Raw genomic sequence first — 14,915 nt, forward strand, 5'->3', positions numbered from 1 at the left:
TTCATAATCCTTGCAAGGGGTGAAAAGCGTGAACACGTTGTTTGGTGAAAGAAAAGAGGGAGCGACCAAAATCGTCCTCAAGTCGGTGGACGAGTATCCTGAGGCACCAGTTACTTTAGGGACGACCCTCACCAACTTCACCGGTGACTGGAGGACGTTCATACCAGTCATTGATGACAGCAAGTGTGTCAAGTGCTACATCTGCTGGAAGTTCTGCCCGGAGCCGGCCATATTCATCCGCGAGGACGGCTACGTTGGGGTGGACTACGACTACTGTAAGGGGTGCGGAATCTGCGCCAACGAGTGCCCGACCAATGCCATAACAATGGAGAAGGAGGAGAAGTGAGATGGCGGAGTACAAGCCGATTAGAAAGGTTGTGAGCGGCAACTACGCGGCCGCTTACGCTGTCAAGCACGCCCGCGTTGAGGTTGTGGCCGCTTACCCGATCACTCCCCAGACGAGCATCATCGAGAAGATAGCCGAGTTCATAGCCAACGGTGAAGTCGAGAACCTTGAGTACGTTCCAGTTGAGAGCGAGCACTCTGCCATGGCGGCATGTATAGGAGCGAGCGCGGCAGGAGCGAGGGTCTTCACTGCCACCTCCGCGCAGGGTCTCGCGCTCATGCACGAGATGCTCCACTGGGCATCTGGAGCCAGACTTCCTGTTGTGATGGTCGACGTCAACCGTGCCATGGCCCCACCTTGGAGCGTCTGGGACGACCAGACCGACAGTTTAGCGCAGAGGGACACCGGCTGGATGCAGTTCTATGCGGAGAACAACCAGGAGGTTTACGATGGTGTTTTGATGGCCTTCAAAATAGCGGAAACAGTTAACCTTCCTGCGATGGTCATCGAGAGCGCGTTCATTCTGAGCCACACCTACGACGTCGTCGAGATGATACCTCAGGAGCTTGTGGACGAGTTCCTCCCACCGAGGAAGCCGCTCTACGACCTCACCAACTTCGAAAGGCCCTTCTCAATAGGAGCCCTCGGAACTCCTGCCGACTACTACGAGTTCCGCTACAAGATACAGAGGGCCATGGAGAAGGCCAAGGAGGTCATCCACGAGGTCGGCAAGGAGTTCGGGGAGCGCTTCGGAAGGGACTACAGCCAGATGATCGAGCTTTACAGAACGGAGGATGCAGACTTCGTCTTCATGGGGATGGGCTCCCTTATGGGAACCGTCAAGCAGGCCGTTGACGTTCTCCGCGATGAGGGCTACAAGGTAGGAGCCGCCAAGGTGCGCTGGTTCAGGCCCTTCCCGAAGGAAGAACTTTATGAGCTCGCCAAGAACGTTGAGGGGATAGCAGTCCTGGACAGGAACTACTCCTTTGGCATGGAGGGTATACTCTTCACCGAGGCTAAGGGCGCGCTCTACAACACCAATGCAAAGCCCATCATGAAGAACTACATCGTCGGCCTTGGCGGAAGGGACTTCACCGTCAGCGATGTCAGGAAGATAGCCGAGAATATGAGGGCCATAATCGAGAAGGGAGAGCTTGACGTAGAGGTGGACTGGTACCACCTTAAGAGGTGAGAACGATGGAGATTCCCGAGAACGTTAAAAAGAGGCTGAGCATCCCCGGGGATGAGCACTTCTATGCAGGCCACACCGCCTGTCAGGGCTGTGGTGCCTCCCTGGGACTTCGCTACGTCCTTAAGGCTTACGGAAGGAAGACCATCTTCGCCATTCCGGCGTGCTGTTCGACCATCATAGCCGGCCCGTGGCCCTACAGCGCCCTCGATGCCAACCTGTTCCACACCGCCTTCGAGACGACCGGGGCCGTTATAGGCGGTATCGAAGCTGCCTTAAAGGCTAGGGGCTTTAAGGTCAAGGGCGAAGACGGCATAATGGTAGTCGGCTGGGCCGGCGACGGCGGTACAGCCGATATAGGCCTCCAGGCCCTTTCGGGCTTCCTTGAGAGGGGCCATGATGCCGTCTACATCATGTACGACAACGAGGCATACATGAACACCGGAATCCAGAGGTCTGGTTCAACCCCCTATGGAGCCTGGACCACCAACACCCCAGGTGGAAAGAGGCACTTCCTGGAAAAGCGGCACAAGAAGAAGGTCATTGACATAGTCATCGCCCACGAGGTGCCCTATGCGGCAACCGCCAGCATTGCTTACCCCGAGGACTTCATAAGGAAGCTCAAGAAGGCCCAGAAGATTCCAGGGCCGAGCTTTATACAGCTCTTCGCGCCGTGCCCGACCGGCTGGCGCTCACCCACAGACAAGAGCATCGAGCTTGCCCGCTTAGCCGTCCAGACTGCCTACTTCCCGCTCTTCGAGTACGAGAACGGAAAGTACAAGATTAACATGCCTTCAACGAAGAAGGAACCGAAGCCCATCGAGGAGTTCCTCAAGTACCAGGGCAGGTTCAAGTACATGACAAAGGAGGACATTGAAGTGCTCCAGCAGTGGGTTCTCCATGAATGGGAGAAGCTCAAGAAGCTCGCCGAGATCTTCGGCTGAGCTTTCCATCTTTAATTCCTCGCAAGGTTTAAGTTCCAATCTGATAACTCACCCGAGGTGATACGCATGGCCGAGAGTCCGTTTAAGGCCGAGATTGAGAGGGTTCAGAAGGAGTATAGCGAAAAGATGACCCCCGGAGCCATAGCCGTAATTCCGGGAAGCAGCGTCGTCAACAAGACCGGCTCGTGGAGAGTCTTCATGCCGGAGTTCAACAGGGACAAGTGCGTCCGCTGCTACCTCTGCTACATCTACTGTCCGGAGCCAGCTATCTATCTGGACGAGGAGAACTATCCGGTTTTTGACTACGACTACTGTAAGGGCTGCGGCATCTGTGCGAACGAGTGCCCTGTTGATGCCATAACAATGGTTAGGGAAGTCAAGTGAGGTGGTGAAAAATGCCGATTAGGAAGGTTATGAAGGCCAACGAAGCGGCTGCCTGGGCGGCCAAGCTGGCCAAGCCGAAGGTTATAGCCGCATTCCCAATTACACCGTCCACCCTGGTTCCGGAGAAGATCAGCGAGTTTGTCGCGGATGGGGAGCTCGACGCCGAGTTCATCAAGGTCGAGAGCGAGCACTCAGCGATTTCAGCCTGTGTAGGTGCCTCAGCCGCTGGAGTCAGAACCTTCACGGCCACAGCTTCCCAGGGTCTCGCCCTCATGCACGAGATACTCTTCATTGCAGCAGGAATGCGCCTCCCGATAGTCATCGCCGTCGGAAACAGGGCTTTGAGCGCTCCGATTAACATCTGGAACGACTGGCAGGACACCATCAGCGAGCGCGACACCGGGTGGCTCCAGTTCTACGCCGAGAACAACCAAGAAGCTTTAGACCTCATCCTGATAGCGTTCAAGGTCGCGGAGGACGAGAGGGTTCTCCTCCCGGCCATGGTCGGCTTTGACGCGTTCATCCTGACCCACACCGTCGAGCCGGTTGAGATTCCCGACCAGGAGCTCGTTGACGAGTTCCTCGGCGAGTATGTGCCAAAGCACGCCTACCTCGACCCGAGCAGGCCGATAACCCAGGGTACCCTCGCCTTCCCGGCCCACTACATGGAGGCGAGATACACCGTCTGGGAGGCAAACGAGAACGCCAAGAAGGTCATTGACGAGGCCTTTGCTGAGTTCGAGAAGAGGTTTGGAAGGAAGTACCAGAAGATTGAGGAGTACCGCACAGATGACGCCGAGATAATCTTCGTCACCATGGGTTCACTCGCCGGAACCGTCAAGGAGTACGTTGACATGCTCCGCGAGAAGGGCGTTAAGGTTGGAGTCGCCAAGCTCACCGTCTACAGGCCCTTCCCGACCGAAGAGGTTAGGGAGCTGGCGAAGAAGGCCAAGGTCTTAGCTCTGCTTGAGAAGAACGTCACATTCAGCGTCGGCGGGGCACTCTTCCAGGACTTCAGCAGGGCACTTATCAACGAGAAGGAGAAGCCCGTCATAGTTGACTTCATCCTCGGCCTTGGTGGAAGGGACGTCACCTTCAAGGACCTCGACGAGGCCCTCGGCATAGCCCAGAAGGCCCTCGCTGGAGAGGAGTTTGATGAAGTCAACTGGATAGGACTGAGGAAGGAGATACTGTGAGGTGAGGAAGATGGCCGTTAGGAAGCCCCCGATCACTACTCGCGAGTACTGGGCCCCAGGACACGCCGCCTGTGCCGGCTGCGGCTGTGCTGCCGCCCTGAGGCTCGCCACCAAAGCCTTTAGCGAGGCCATGGAGGAGAAGTATGGAGACCCGAACGCCTTTGCAATAGCCCAGGCCACCGGATGTATGGAGGTCGTCAGCGCTGTCTTCCCGTACACCGCCTGGAAGGCCCCGTGGCTGCACGTCGCCTTTGAGAACGCGGCTGCCGCTGCCAGCGGTGTCGAGGCTGCCTGGAAGAAGCTCGGGAGAAAGGGCAAGATACTCGCCATTGGTGGCGACGGCGGTACGGCAGACATTGGTATGCAGGCCCTCTCAGGTATGCTGGAGCGCTGGCACAACGTCGTATACCTCATGTACGACAACGAGGCATACATGAACACCGGAATCCAGAGGTCGAGCTCAACCCCATACGGAGCCTGGACGACAACTTCACCTCCGGGCAAATACTCCATAGGTGAGGACAAGCCCAAGAAGTGGGTCGCCCTCATCGCTGCGGCACACCAGATACCCTACGTCGCCACCGCCAGCGTCGCCAACCCCTACGACTACATCAGGAAGATGAAGAAGGCCGCCAAGATCGACGGCCCCGCATTCATCCAGGTTCAGTGTACCTGTGTTCCGGGCTGGCGCGCCCCCCCTGAGAAGAGCATTGAGATCACCAGGCTCGCCATCGAGACCGGTGTCTGGCCGCTCTTTGAGATCGAGAACGGCGACTTCCACAACATCAAGATACAGGCACCGGGTGGAGGCGCAAAGGTCAAGCGCGAGGGAGGAAGGGTCGTCGCTATCGAGTTCAAGAAGCCCATCGAGGAGTACCTCAAGCTCCAGGGCAGGTTCAAGCACCTCTTCAAGCAGCCGGAGGCAATTGACCAGCTCCGCGAGCAGATCAAAGCTATGTGGAAGACCCTCGGTGTCGAAGTCACCCTCCCGAAGCCGGAGGAGTGATTTCTCCCTTTTCTCTTGTGTTTTCCCCCATGAAAGTTCTTACACAGATTTGTCCAGGATTGCTATATTTTGAGGCAAAGCTTTTAAGCCCTTAGGGGAACCTAACCCAGAGGTGGTTGAAAATGACGATAAAGACTCCCCCGACACTCAACATAGCCGGACTCGGCGCTGATCCCCTTACCCAGAGAATAAACGAGAAACAGAGGAAGTGGAGGTACAAGATAGCCGTGCTGAGCGGCAAGGGCGGCGTGGGAAAGAGCACCGTCGCTGTCAATCTGGCGACGGCACTGGCCAAGAAGGGCTACTTTGTAGGAATACTCGACGCGGACATACACGGACCGAACGTCGCCAAGATGCTCGGCGTTGACAAGGCGGATGTTCTGGCGGAGAAAATGGAAGACGGCAGGTTTGAAATGATACCGCCGATGAACGACTTCCTCGGACAGACAACACCTATAAAGGTAATGAGCATGGGCTTTCTGGTTCCAGAAGACCAGCCGATAATCTGGCGCGGCTCACTCGTCACAAAGGCGATAAAACAGCTCCTCGGCGACGTCAAGTGGGGCGAGCTCGACTTCATGATAATCGACTTCCCGCCCGGGACAGGTGACCAGATACTCACCGTCACTCAGACGGTAAAGCTTGATGCGGCGATAATAGTCACCACCCCACAGGAGGTGGCTTTGCTCGATACGGGCAAGGCCGTTAACATGATGAAGAAGATGGAAGTGCCATACATAGCGGTCGTTGAGAACATGAGCTACCTCATCTGCCCGCACTGCGGCAACGAGATAGACCTCTTCGGCAAGGGAGGCGGTAGAAAGCTCGCCGAGAAGGAGGGAGTTGACTTCCTTGGAGAGATCCCAATAGACCTCAAGGCTAGAGAAGCGAGCGACGCTGGTATGCCTATAGTCCTCTATGAGGACACCGTGGCGGCGAAGGCATTCATGGAGATAGTGGAGAAGCTCGTGAAAAGGCTTGAGGAGATGAAGGAAGGGGAGAAGGAGAGCCCCGAATCGGAGTGAAGCTTTTAAGTCTGTGGTATTATCCACAGCCAGCGCGGCTCAGACCGGCTGGGGCCGAAGCGATGGGGCCGCGCTGGGCCGGGCTACATTAACTTTTTAACCAGTTCTGGGTATCTCATCGGGAGGGAGATTATGAAACGGGCCCTCATTCTCATCGCGTTCATCCTCACCGTAGCCCTTCCCCTAGTTTCCGCTGAAACACTAAGCTATTACCCCAACCAGAGTGCTTTTCAGGCGTTTCTCGACTCAAACTCATCGTACACCATCGTTGCCGGCAACGAGAGCTGGGCGAGGGGCTGGGCATATTACATCGATGAGAGGCTCCACACGATAAAGCCCCACGGGAACGACACCCTTGTTCTCGTCGGCAACGTCTACAACAACCCCCTGATGATGAGGGTGTGGAACCGGACAGGCCTTTCCGAAAACGCTTCCCTCCTCCCATCCATCATCGTCCTCAATGACACCGTTCTCATAACCGGCTCCAAGGACAACATCTACATGACAGAGCGGGCATTTGAAGGGCTCTGGAACCCTCCAAGGAGCTCGGTGGTGGCGTTCTCTTCAATCTCCTTCCTGATATTCATGATATTTCTCGTCTGTCTGAGCCGCGATAACAGCCACGCCGGGAGCTTTTATCTCCTCGCATCTTCCCTCCTCGGCCTCTGGTACCTCACCGCTGAAAGGCCTGTTCTGACGGAGGGATTCCTGCGCTATCTCTTCCAGGGATTGGAGTTCGCCACCGGAGGGGCCCCGGGCTCTCCACTGGGCGCGATAATTGGTGCAACGTTCAGGGTCGTGGCACCCATAGAGGAGAACATAGTGTTCATCCACTGGACCCTCATTCTGCTGATACTATCATTCTCATTCTATTTGGCCCCAAAGCGGGCGCGTGAGCTCGGATTCATGATATTCGGACTCATTTTTGTATCTCCAATGTTCAGAGAGAACCTGTACCATATCAATGGCAGCACCCTCGGCCTGGCGGCCCTTGCAATAGTCCTTGCAATAATAAGCAACGTGGCGTTCTCTCCGGAGAAATGGAAGGCACTGCTCCAGACGTTCATCCTCTCAATTTTCACGCTCCTGACGATAGCAATAAACCCGTATCTGGTTCTCATCCCGATAATCTTCGTCCTGACGTTCCCCAAGAGGCACCTACGGAACTACGCCTACCTGATGATAACCAGCATTGGAGTATTTCTGATGTACACACAGTTCGGCATGCCACCCGGAATACCTAAGAGCATAGACCCCAGCGGATGGAGATACCTCGAAAGGTTCCTCTTTAACAGCTCCCTTGCACTAACTGCAATGGCCTATACGGCCCTAAAGGGTCGGAGAAGAATAAAGATGAGGGGACAGACTGCCTTCCTGTTACTGATGACGATGGTGTCCCTGCCAATAGCCCTCTTCGTGCCCCCGCTGTTCCCGTACTGCTTCATCCTGCTGGCGGCGCTCACCATCAGGATGATCCACAGCTTCACTCCCTGAACTTCATCGCCCCTATCACTGTCCCCCGGAGGTGGGGGCCTATCTCTTTGATTATGCCCGGCGCTTGGGTGCCCTTCTTGAGTACGAGGAGGGTCTCCATTAGGCCGAGCTCCTCAATCCGCTTGACATCCCTTCCGTGCCCCGTCTTTATGAGGGCCTTCTCCACGTTCTCGCTTACCGTCCCAGCGATGAAGAGCTTGTCGTGGCCGTCGCTGAGCCAGGTCTTTATGCGTTTTAACTGGGCATCGCTGAAGGCCAGCTCGACTTCTCTGGCACCGAATTCAACGCCAGTCACAACGACCTCGACTGGCAGGTTGTCCACCCAGCCGAACTCCCTTATCATCTGCCTGACAGGCATTTCGCCAAAGATCTCCTTCAGATAGTAGAGGGGGAGAAGGGCATCCTTGGGCTTGGGAGTGAAAATCCCAATATCGACGTAGGCGCCGTAGCCAACCTTTCCGAGGTCTATAAAGCGCCCCCTATATGTCCTTCCCTCCCTGACGGCGCTCAGCCTGTAGGGGACCTCCCCGAACTCCTCACGGACGAGGTTCGCGCTTATTTCCTCGTCCTCACCGTTGAGGCTTACCTTGACCCAGTTCTTTTTCACAGCCGAGAGCTTCCATTCAACTTCCAGATCACCAAGCAGAGCTTTGAGCTTCCTATCGAGCTTAAGAAAACCGCTCCTGTCTCCATAAACCTTCTCAAGAATAACTACTTCCTGCATCCTCACCATCCCCGAAGTTCATCCAAACGGCCGTTCAAACATTCTCACTTCTTCTTCCTGGGCTTCTTCCTGAGGCCCAGCTCAATCTCAAGCTCCTCTATGCGTTTTTTCAGCTCCTCAACGACAGCTGTGTTGTCGTACTGCATGAGCATGGCCCCGCATATCGGGCACTGGAACTGATAGTCCATGGCCTCGTCGAAGGTCAGCTTTGGATGCCCCGGTGTGCCGCAGTGGTAGTAAATTTCGCTGGTCTCCTCGTCAAGCATCTCCTTCAGCTTCTTCAGCTCAGCCATCTTCTTTGCCCGGATAATCTCCGGCAATCTTTTCGTCTCAAGACGCCAGTAGTAGTAATACCAGCCGGTTTCCTTGTCCCTTATGCGCTTGAACTCAGCCAATCCCTGGTCGTAGAGCATGTAGAGGACCTTTCTGACGGTGTTGACCCTGATACCGGTTATCTCGGCGAGCTCCTCGTCGGTAGATTCTTTCTTCTTTTCGAGAGCCTTGATTACCTCAACGGCCTCCTCACCGCCCATGTCCATCGCAAGCTCAAGGAGCTCCTTGTTTTTTCTCCTCGCCACCATTAACGACCTCCAGAGAATATTTAACCACGCTGAATTTTAGCGCATAAGTATCGTCCAATAACAAGATATGTGTGCTGGACTATATATAGGTTTTTGTCATTTTTCCAACGCCAGTGAACAGAAAAGAACGTTAAATGGACTAATCGGTGAAATACTCATTGAGGAGCTCCTTTGCGGATGGCTTGTAGAGCTCCAGAACCTCGATGTCCTCAATGACGTTGCCCTCTCTAAGACGGAGCTTCACCTTCCCGCCGTAGACCTGGAGGTCATCAAGCATGCCGTATATGGCATCTTCCGCCTCAAGAGGGGTCTTAAACTTCATTATATACTCCTCACCCTCCGACAGAATAAGCTTGACCCAGTACTCGTTCTTTCTCTTGAAGGGACGGGTGATTTTCGGCTTAAAGTTGTCGATTATGATTTCCAAGTGCTCCACCTCCAGCCCAAAGACTTTTTGGTCTCCCTAAGGCTTTTAGGGTGCAGATTTTTAAGGGTTTCCTAGAGGACCCTTAGATTAAATGATGTCAGCTATTATTTAAACGTTATGAGACAATATCATTATTGAAATTCACAAACTCAAGAGGGGCAGGCTATGTGGGCCATAGAAGCAGAGGGGCTCAAAAAAAGCTATCCCAAGAAGATCCCCTTACCTTTCAGGAAGGTAGAGTGGGTGGAAGCCGTAAAGGGCGTCAGCTTCAAAGTTAGGAAGGGGGAGCTCTTCGGACTTCTCGGGCCCAACGGTGCTGGGAAAACCACCACGATAAAGATGCTGACGACCCTTCTAGAGCCCAGTGGAGGGACTGCAAGGGTTCTAGGACTGGATATACGGAAGGACGCCAGGAAGATCAGGAGGAGAATAAACCTAGTGGCAGAGGGCGAGAGAACCCTCTACTGGCGCCTGTCCGCCTATGAGAACCTCAAGTACTTCGCCAGGATATACTACGTCCCCAAAAGAGAAGAAAAGGAAAGAATAGAAAGCCTCCTTAAGCTTGTAGGCCTCTGGGAGAGGCGGAACGACCTGGTGATGAACTTTTCCCGCGGCATGAAACAGCGCTTGGCCATAGCCAAGGCGCTCATAAACGACCCCGAGGTTCTCTTTCTGGACGAGCCCACACTGGGCCTCGACGTGCAGAGTGCGATATTTGTGAGGGAGTTCGTGAAGAGGCTCGTGAAGGAGGAAGGCAAGACTGTTCTTCTAACGACCCACTATATGGCTGAGGCGGAGGAGCTGTGCGACAGGATAGCGATCATCGACCACGGGAGGATAATAGCCATGGACACTCCTGGGGGCCTGAAGAGGCTCGTTAAGGACCAAGAGACCGTCGAGATCAGGGTAAGGGAGCTAAAACCCCAAATCCTCGAAGAGAGCCCCTTCAGTATGGCGGTGATTGAGGATGACGCCTCGACCAGAACCGTAAGGCTCAGGGCACAGGTTGACGAGGAAGACCTGCCCCGGCTCGTGGAATGGCTCGTAAAACGGGGCGCCAAGGTGCTTTCGGTCGAGAAAATGGAGCCGACCCTGGAGGACGTCTTCATAAAGCTCACCGGAAGGGGGCTGAGGGATTGATACTGGCTGTTGTGGAGAAGGAATTCCAGATGTTCTTCCGCTACCCCCTAAGGGTCATAAGCTCGATCCTCGTGGGGATAGTCTTCCTCCTCCAGTTCGTCTACTTCGGGCAGGCCGTTCTCGGAGGCAGATACTCGGCCCTTCTTGAGACCTCCACAGGAATGGGGGACTATCCAACCTACGCCCTCATAGGCTACGTCCTCTGGTGGGTCTCCGTCTCGCCAATGGAGGCTTACGTCTGGGGCGTCAGGAGGGAGCTCCAGAGGGGGACATTTGAAACCAACGTCCTGTCTCCGGCGAGGCTTATCAGCCTGCTCTTCGGGCTCTCTCTGAGCTGGCTCCTCATGGATTCAATCCTCATGGCGATAGTCTTTGTCATGGGGGTGATAATCTTCAAAATCCCCATAACCGCGGCCATCGTTCTGAAGTCCCTGCCGGCTGTAGCGGCGTCTCTCCTGGCGTTTTTGGGCTTCGGCTTTGTATTTGCCGGCTTAGTTATGCTCCTGAAGAACATCGGGCCCTTCGCCCAGATATTCGAGTTCGCAATGCTGTTCCTGTCCGGGATATTCTTTCCCCTCACTGTAATGCCAGCGACCATCCGGACTCTATCCAGTCTGTTCCCGCTGACCCATTCGGCACGAATCGTCAGGACGCTCTTTGCAGGCGAGGGGTACTCCACAGTCTCGGGCTCCGTGGCGTGGCTGCTGCTCCTGATACCCGCTTACTGGGCCATCGGCTACCTGCTCTTCCGGTGGGCGGAGAGAACGACGAGAGTGATAGGGTATGGCGGCTACTGAGCTCAGGGCCCTCTGGGGGGTGGCCGTTAAAAGCTGGCGCATCTTCCTGAGCTACAAGCTCTGGTTCGTCAGCGATATAGCCCTCGGCTTCTTCTTCGTTGGACAGGCCCTCCTCATAGGGATAGGCCTCACAGGGGAGAGAAACTCCGAGGCTCTCCGCGAGCTGACCGGCTACTCAGACTACGTGACATTCGCCGTCCTCGGCTTCATGGTTCTGGGGTTCGGGTTGACGTTTCTCAGCGGTTTCGTCTGGAGCGTTGTGGATGAGCTCTACGCCGGAACCCTTGAGTACTCCTTCGCCGCCCCGATGAGGAGAATAACCTTCTTCCTCGGCAACGTCCTCACGAGACTGCTCCTTTCATTCGCGTACATGGCGGTTTACGTCCCCCTGTTCGTACTCCTGTTCGGGCTGAACTTCGACATAGTAGCGTTCTCAAGGGCCATCCCGGTGCTCCTGATCGGCGCCGTCGGGATGGTGGGCATGGGAATGGCCACAGCCGGGATAGTGCTCTATCTGCGGGATCCGGGGCCGTTCATAAGCATACTGGAGATGCTGGTGTTCGCGTTGAGCGGTGCGATGTACCCCATCTCGGTACTCCCCGGCGGACTTCAGTTCCTGGCCAGAATACTGCCCTACGCACCCACAACTGAGGCCGTGAGAAGCGTCGTCGCCTACGGTTATGGGGCAGCGGCGGGGGAAATAGCGTATCTTCTAGTTCTCTCAACAGCATACGGCCTTCTCGGCTACTTGGCATATAAATGGAGTGAAAAGCAGGCAAAAACCGTCGGTCTCAAGGCCTACTGAAGGGAAGCGCGATGCCCGTCTCTTTCGCGACTTCTATGACCCTCTCCAGTGGCACCACAGCGCTCCTCGCACCGACCTTCTGAACGGTGAGATACGCCAGCACCATGCCCAGCCTTGCGGCTTCCTCCAGCGACCAGCCGTTGAGGACTCCGTAGATAACACCCGCATCAAAGGAATCTCCAGCTCCGGTCGAGTCCACAACCCGGGCGCTCAGCCCCCTTACCTCGTGCACATTTCCGTCCTCGTCCCTCACCAGGGCCCCGCCACCGTTTAGGGTTACTACGAGGTTTTTAGCTGAGCAGAGCGATAGGTCGAGGGAACCGAACTTCCGCCTGTACTCGTCCTCGTTCATCATGAGGTAGTCCACCTTCTCCTCTATCTCCGGAGAGAGTTCCGCCTCCCCTATATCAAGGGAGACCGTTATGCCATCCTCGCTTGCGAAGTTCACGACCTCAACTATAGTCTCCAGAGGGTTCGAGGAGAGGTGAACGTGTCTAGTCATAGAGAGGTACTCGAAATCCACCTCCTTCATCAGGTTCGCACCTGGATATTTCACTATCCTCTTGTCCTCGCCGCGTATCATAGCCACTGCAACACCCGAGGGAACGTCGACAACCTTTATGCCACCGGTGTCCACGCCGAGCTTTTCGAAGTATGCCAGATGAGCCTCGCCAATCTCGTCCCTTCCAACGGCCCCTATGTAGCCCGTCTTCAATCCAAAGGTGGCCAGCCAGCTTATTGTGTTTGCCGCGGCACCGCCCAGGCCGAAAAAGGCCTCCCTGGCATTGACCTTCTCGTGAAACTCCGGGAAACGATCCATCAGCATTATGATGTCATAGTTGAGGTTTCCAATTCCCACCACATCGAATCTGACCACGGACATCACCCCCTGAGTGATGTGATATGTGGGATTTCGTTAATAATCTTGCGGAAAGCCGAAAGGGAAAGATTTAAATATCCATTCCTACCCACATATGAGTAAGAGGTGAACAAAAATGATGCTTGTACTGGAGGCCTACTTCAAGAACTACCCCGCCAGAAGGAAGGTAGCCGAGTTTCTCTTTGAAAACGGCCTCAGCGTAAAGAACGGCAAGATATACCTCCGGAACGTGGAGGTTCCCATAAGCGAGCTCGCTAGGGTCATAGGCGTTAACAGGAAGATAGTCTATCACACCATAGAGTACATCGAGAAGACCTATCCCCTCAAGCTGATATTCGAGCGCCTCAACCCGCTTCCGAGCCTGATAGAGGTCGCTCCTCTGATGGGGTGGGAGGTTCTGGAGATAGAGCTGGACAAAGGGGGCTATCTTCGGGGCTTTTCCGAGGTTCTCGCCCTGCTCTCAGACAACGGCGTTTCGGTAATGGAGGTGTTCAGCAGAAACCTCCGGGAAGAGCCCACAAAGCTCTACATAGTTATAGACGGAACCCTGCCGGTTGAGGTCTTCATGAGAGTCAAGGAGATGGAAGGATTCAGGAAGCTAATCCTCCACACGCCGGAGAAGGACAAGGAGCGCTTCGTCTGCAACTACTGCGAGGTTAAATACTGCCCGAGAAGGGTTTTAATAGAGAGGTTTGAGGCTATCCCGTGACCCTAAAACCATCCAGCCCCTCCGGTTCTTCCCATTTTACCTCGACGCGCGTTACCCGCGCCAGCGGCGGCCCCTGGTGGGCCCAGCCAATGAGTGTCTCAACCCTTTCCGGGTCTCCCTCAACGACGGCCTCAACCGTTCCGTCTGGCAAATTCCTCACCCATCCGCTGAGGCCGAGCTTTCTCGCTTCCCTCTGCATGCTCCACCTGAAGCCAACACCCTGAACGCGTCCGTAGATTCTAAGGTGAGCCCTCACCCGCTCCATACCTCATCCCGTTGAGTGTAGCCCCACAACCGATTTAAGCTTATCCGTCGACTCCAGAACCTGGTGAGGGGCATGGAGATGATATTCGTCTACACGACCTTCCCGGACTGGGAGAGCGCCGAGAAGATAGTGAAGACCCTCCTTGAGAAAAAGCTCATCGCCTGCGCCAACCTCAGGGAGCACAAGGCATTCTACTGGTGGCAGGGAAAGATCGAGGAGGACACCGAAGTCGGCGCCATACTCAAGACGAGCGTCGATAAGTGGAAAGAACTAAGGGAGGCCATAAAGGAGATGCATCCCTACACCGTTCCGATAATAGCCCGCATCGAGGTCGACAGGGTGAACAGTGAGTACGCGGAGTGGCTTGAGAAGGTGCTGCTATGATAAGAAAGGTCAAGCCCCAGATCAGGGTTGTGGGTTTTGACGACGGGACATTCTCTTTTTCTTCCAAACTCAAAGGAGAGAAGACAGTCCTAGTGGGAGTCGTCATGAAAGGCTCCCAGGAAGTCGTTGGTGTCCTCTCGCGCTGGATAACCGTTGATGGGAGCGATGCGACCGATGCGATGATAGATGCTATCAACTCCTCCAGGTTCAAGGATTTGAGGCTGATTCTCCTCAGGGGCATAACCTACGCGGGCTTCAACGTCGTTGACCTGGAGAGGCTCCACTCAGAGACTGGCCTGCCCCTGATAGTCGTCATCAGAAAACGGCCGGATATGGAGGCGATGGTGAAGGCGCTGAGGAAGCACTTCAGAGATGCCGAGGAGAGGATAGCCCTCCTGAAGAAAGCGCCTCCCCTTCTGGAGCTCGTCCCGGAGAAGCTCTACATCCAGGCCGTGGGGATCGATGGGGACAAGGCTTCCGAAGTTATCAGGGTTACGACCCGGACTGGACTCATCCCGGAGCCCCTCAGACTGGCACACATGATAGCGAGCGCGGTCATGACGGGAGAGAGCACACGGGGGTAGGTTTATAAGAGGGGCCGAAAAGAAAGAAACGGCCG

19 protein-coding genes are annotated in these 14,915 nt (G+C 55.2%); 14 read left to right on the forward strand and 5 right to left on the reverse strand.

The features are described from left to right. Positions 1-28 precede the first annotated feature (28 nt). From A3L14_RS10620 to A3L14_RS10655, 8 genes are all read left to right on the forward strand, one after another. Positions 29-346, forward strand: a complete 318-nt coding sequence (locus tag A3L14_RS10620; protein WP_055428498.1) for a 3-methyl-2-oxobutanoate dehydrogenase subunit delta — start codon at positions 29-31, stop codon at positions 344-346. 1 nt (position 347) lies between these two features. After that, on the forward strand, positions 348-1,538 hold the full coding sequence (gene porA / locus A3L14_RS10625) for a pyruvate ferredoxin oxidoreductase (protein WP_055428497.1): 1,191 nt from the start codon (positions 348-350) through the stop codon (positions 1,536-1,538). Positions 1,539-1,543: 5 nt separating this feature from the next. Then, the gene (locus A3L14_RS10630; protein WP_055428496.1) at positions 1,544-2,479 is read left to right on the forward strand and encodes a 3-methyl-2-oxobutanoate dehydrogenase subunit beta; all 936 of its coding nucleotides are present in this window, start codon (positions 1,544-1,546) and stop codon (positions 2,477-2,479) included. Between the two features lie 66 nt (positions 2,480-2,545). Next, on the forward strand, positions 2,546-2,863 hold the full coding sequence (gene porD / locus A3L14_RS10635) for a pyruvate synthase subunit PorD (RefSeq protein WP_055428495.1): 318 nt from the start codon (positions 2,546-2,548) through the stop codon (positions 2,861-2,863). An 11-nt stretch (positions 2,864-2,874) separates the two neighbouring features. Further along, a complete protein-coding gene (gene porA, locus A3L14_RS10640) occupies positions 2,875-4,059 on the forward strand; it encodes a pyruvate synthase subunit PorA (protein ID WP_055428494.1) in 1,185 nt (394 codons plus the stop codon). Between the two features lie 10 nt (positions 4,060-4,069). Continuing rightward, positions 4,070-5,065, forward strand: a complete 996-nt coding sequence (porB, locus tag A3L14_RS10645) for a pyruvate synthase subunit PorB (RefSeq protein WP_055428493.1) — start codon at positions 4,070-4,072, stop codon at positions 5,063-5,065. 122 nt (positions 5,066-5,187) lie between these two features. After that, the gene (locus tag A3L14_RS10650; RefSeq protein ID WP_055428492.1) at positions 5,188-6,090 is read left to right on the forward strand and encodes an Mrp/NBP35 family ATP-binding protein; all 903 of its coding nucleotides are present in this window, start codon (positions 5,188-5,190) and stop codon (positions 6,088-6,090) included. 132 nt (positions 6,091-6,222) lie between these two features. Continuing rightward, positions 6,223-7,584: a hypothetical protein gene (locus A3L14_RS10655; protein ID WP_088886140.1), complete on the forward strand. Its 1,362-nt coding sequence runs from the start codon at positions 6,223-6,225 to the stop codon at positions 7,582-7,584. On the opposite strand, the gene A3L14_RS10660 is transcribed toward A3L14_RS10655, so the two are convergent. The 3 genes from A3L14_RS10660 to A3L14_RS10670 all read right to left on the reverse strand — a co-directional run bounded on the left by A3L14_RS10660 (position 7,574) and on the right by A3L14_RS10670 (position 9,316). After that, a complete protein-coding gene (locus A3L14_RS10660) occupies positions 7,574-8,308 on the reverse strand; it encodes a DUF2110 family protein (RefSeq protein WP_055428490.1) in 735 nt (244 codons plus the stop codon). The two genes, A3L14_RS10655 and A3L14_RS10660, sit on opposite strands and share 11 nt — an antisense overlap. 44 nt (positions 8,309-8,352) lie before the next feature. Continuing rightward, a complete protein-coding gene (gene tfe, locus A3L14_RS10665) occupies positions 8,353-8,886 on the reverse strand; it encodes a transcription factor E (protein WP_055428587.1) in 534 nt (177 codons plus the stop codon). Positions 8,887-9,028: 142 nt separating this feature from the next. Next, positions 9,029-9,316, reverse strand: coding sequence for a hypothetical protein (locus A3L14_RS10670; protein ID WP_055428489.1), 288 nt, complete (start codon positions 9,314-9,316; stop codon positions 9,029-9,031). A 165-nt stretch (positions 9,317-9,481) separates the two neighbouring features. Between A3L14_RS10670 and A3L14_RS10675 the strand changes: the two genes are divergently transcribed. From A3L14_RS10675 to A3L14_RS10685, 3 genes are read left to right on the forward strand one after another with little or no spacing between them, the layout of a single operon-like run. Further along, on the forward strand, positions 9,482-10,456 hold the full coding sequence (locus A3L14_RS10675) for an ATP-binding cassette domain-containing protein (RefSeq protein WP_055428488.1): 975 nt from the start codon (positions 9,482-9,484) through the stop codon (positions 10,454-10,456). After that, positions 10,453-11,253, forward strand: a complete 801-nt coding sequence (locus A3L14_RS10680) for an ABC transporter permease (RefSeq protein WP_257789382.1) — start codon at positions 10,453-10,455, stop codon at positions 11,251-11,253. The genes A3L14_RS10675 and A3L14_RS10680 overlap by 4 nt, the downstream gene beginning before the upstream one ends. Then, complete coding sequence (locus A3L14_RS10685; protein ID WP_055428487.1) at positions 11,240-12,058, forward strand: ABC transporter permease; 819 nt, start codon at positions 11,240-11,242, stop codon at positions 12,056-12,058. Before A3L14_RS10680 ends, A3L14_RS10685 begins: the two co-directional genes overlap by 14 nt. Here A3L14_RS10685 and A3L14_RS10690 read toward each other — a convergent pair. Next, positions 12,045-12,941 carry an ADP-dependent ribose-1-phosphate kinase gene (locus tag A3L14_RS10690; RefSeq protein WP_055428486.1) on the reverse strand — a complete coding sequence of 299 codons (897 nt, stop codon included), beginning with the start codon at positions 12,939-12,941 and terminating at the stop codon, positions 12,045-12,047. The two genes, A3L14_RS10685 and A3L14_RS10690, sit on opposite strands and share 14 nt — an antisense overlap. A 112-nt stretch (positions 12,942-13,053) precedes the next feature. Between A3L14_RS10690 and A3L14_RS10695 the strand changes: the two genes are divergently transcribed. Next, positions 13,054-13,647 (forward strand): hypothetical protein, encoded by a 594-nt coding sequence (locus tag A3L14_RS10695; RefSeq protein ID WP_055428485.1) that lies wholly within the window; start codon positions 13,054-13,056, stop codon positions 13,645-13,647. Here the strand turns inward: A3L14_RS10695 and A3L14_RS10700 are convergent. After that, positions 13,637-13,912 carry an acylphosphatase gene (locus A3L14_RS10700; protein ID WP_055428484.1) on the reverse strand — a complete coding sequence of 92 codons (276 nt, stop codon included), beginning with the start codon at positions 13,910-13,912 and terminating at the stop codon, positions 13,637-13,639. The genes A3L14_RS10695 and A3L14_RS10700 overlap by 11 nt on opposite strands. Before the next feature lie 72 nt (positions 13,913-13,984). Here A3L14_RS10700 and cutA point away from each other — a divergent pair, with 72 nt between their 5' ends. Continuing rightward, a complete protein-coding gene (cutA, locus tag A3L14_RS10705) occupies positions 13,985-14,296 on the forward strand; it encodes a divalent-cation tolerance protein CutA (RefSeq protein WP_055428483.1) in 312 nt (103 codons plus the stop codon). Then, positions 14,293-14,880 (forward strand): endonuclease dU, encoded by a 588-nt coding sequence (locus tag A3L14_RS10710; RefSeq protein WP_055428482.1) that lies wholly within the window; start codon positions 14,293-14,295, stop codon positions 14,878-14,880. Before cutA ends, A3L14_RS10710 begins: the two co-directional genes overlap by 4 nt. The last annotated feature ends 35 nt before the right edge of the window (positions 14,881-14,915 follow it).

Source organism: Thermococcus thioreducens (assembly GCF_002214545.1).
GTDB lineage: Archaea > Methanobacteriota_B > Thermococci > Thermococcales > Thermococcaceae > Thermococcus > Thermococcus thioreducens.

Coding starts and splice junctions, on each gene's coding strand:
- porA (WP_055428497.1), top strand. CDS start 348: ATGGCGGAGTACAAGCCGATTAGAAAGGTTGTGAGCGGCAACTACGCG.
- A3L14_RS10630 (WP_055428496.1), top strand. CDS start 1,544: ATGGAGATTCCCGAGAACGTTAAAAAGAGGCTGAGCATCCCCGGGGAT.
- porD (WP_055428495.1), top strand. CDS start 2,546: ATGGCCGAGAGTCCGTTTAAGGCCGAGATTGAGAGGGTTCAGAAGGAG.
- porA (WP_055428494.1), top strand. CDS start 2,875: ATGCCGATTAGGAAGGTTATGAAGGCCAACGAAGCGGCTGCCTGGGCG.
- porB (WP_055428493.1), top strand. CDS start 4,070: ATGGCCGTTAGGAAGCCCCCGATCACTACTCGCGAGTACTGGGCCCCA.
- A3L14_RS10650 (WP_055428492.1), top strand. CDS start 5,188: ATGACGATAAAGACTCCCCCGACACTCAACATAGCCGGACTCGGCGCT.
- A3L14_RS10655 (WP_088886140.1), top strand. CDS start 6,223: ATGAAACGGGCCCTCATTCTCATCGCGTTCATCCTCACCGTAGCCCTT.
- A3L14_RS10660 (WP_055428490.1), bottom strand. CDS start 8,308: ATGCAGGAAGTAGTTATTCTTGAGAAGGTTTATGGAGACAGGAGCGGT.
- A3L14_RS10675 (WP_055428488.1), top strand. CDS start 9,482: ATGTGGGCCATAGAAGCAGAGGGGCTCAAAAAAAGCTATCCCAAGAAG.
- A3L14_RS10685 (WP_055428487.1), top strand. CDS start 11,240: ATGGCGGCTACTGAGCTCAGGGCCCTCTGGGGGGTGGCCGTTAAAAGC.
- A3L14_RS10690 (WP_055428486.1), bottom strand. CDS start 12,941: ATGTCCGTGGTCAGATTCGATGTGGTGGGAATTGGAAACCTCAACTAT.
- A3L14_RS10695 (WP_055428485.1), top strand. CDS start 13,054: ATGATGCTTGTACTGGAGGCCTACTTCAAGAACTACCCCGCCAGAAGG.
- A3L14_RS10700 (WP_055428484.1), bottom strand. CDS start 13,912: ATGGAGCGGGTGAGGGCTCACCTTAGAATCTACGGACGCGTTCAGGGT.
- cutA (WP_055428483.1), top strand. CDS start 13,985: ATGGAGATGATATTCGTCTACACGACCTTCCCGGACTGGGAGAGCGCC.
- A3L14_RS10710 (WP_055428482.1), top strand. CDS start 14,293: ATGATAAGAAAGGTCAAGCCCCAGATCAGGGTTGTGGGTTTTGACGAC.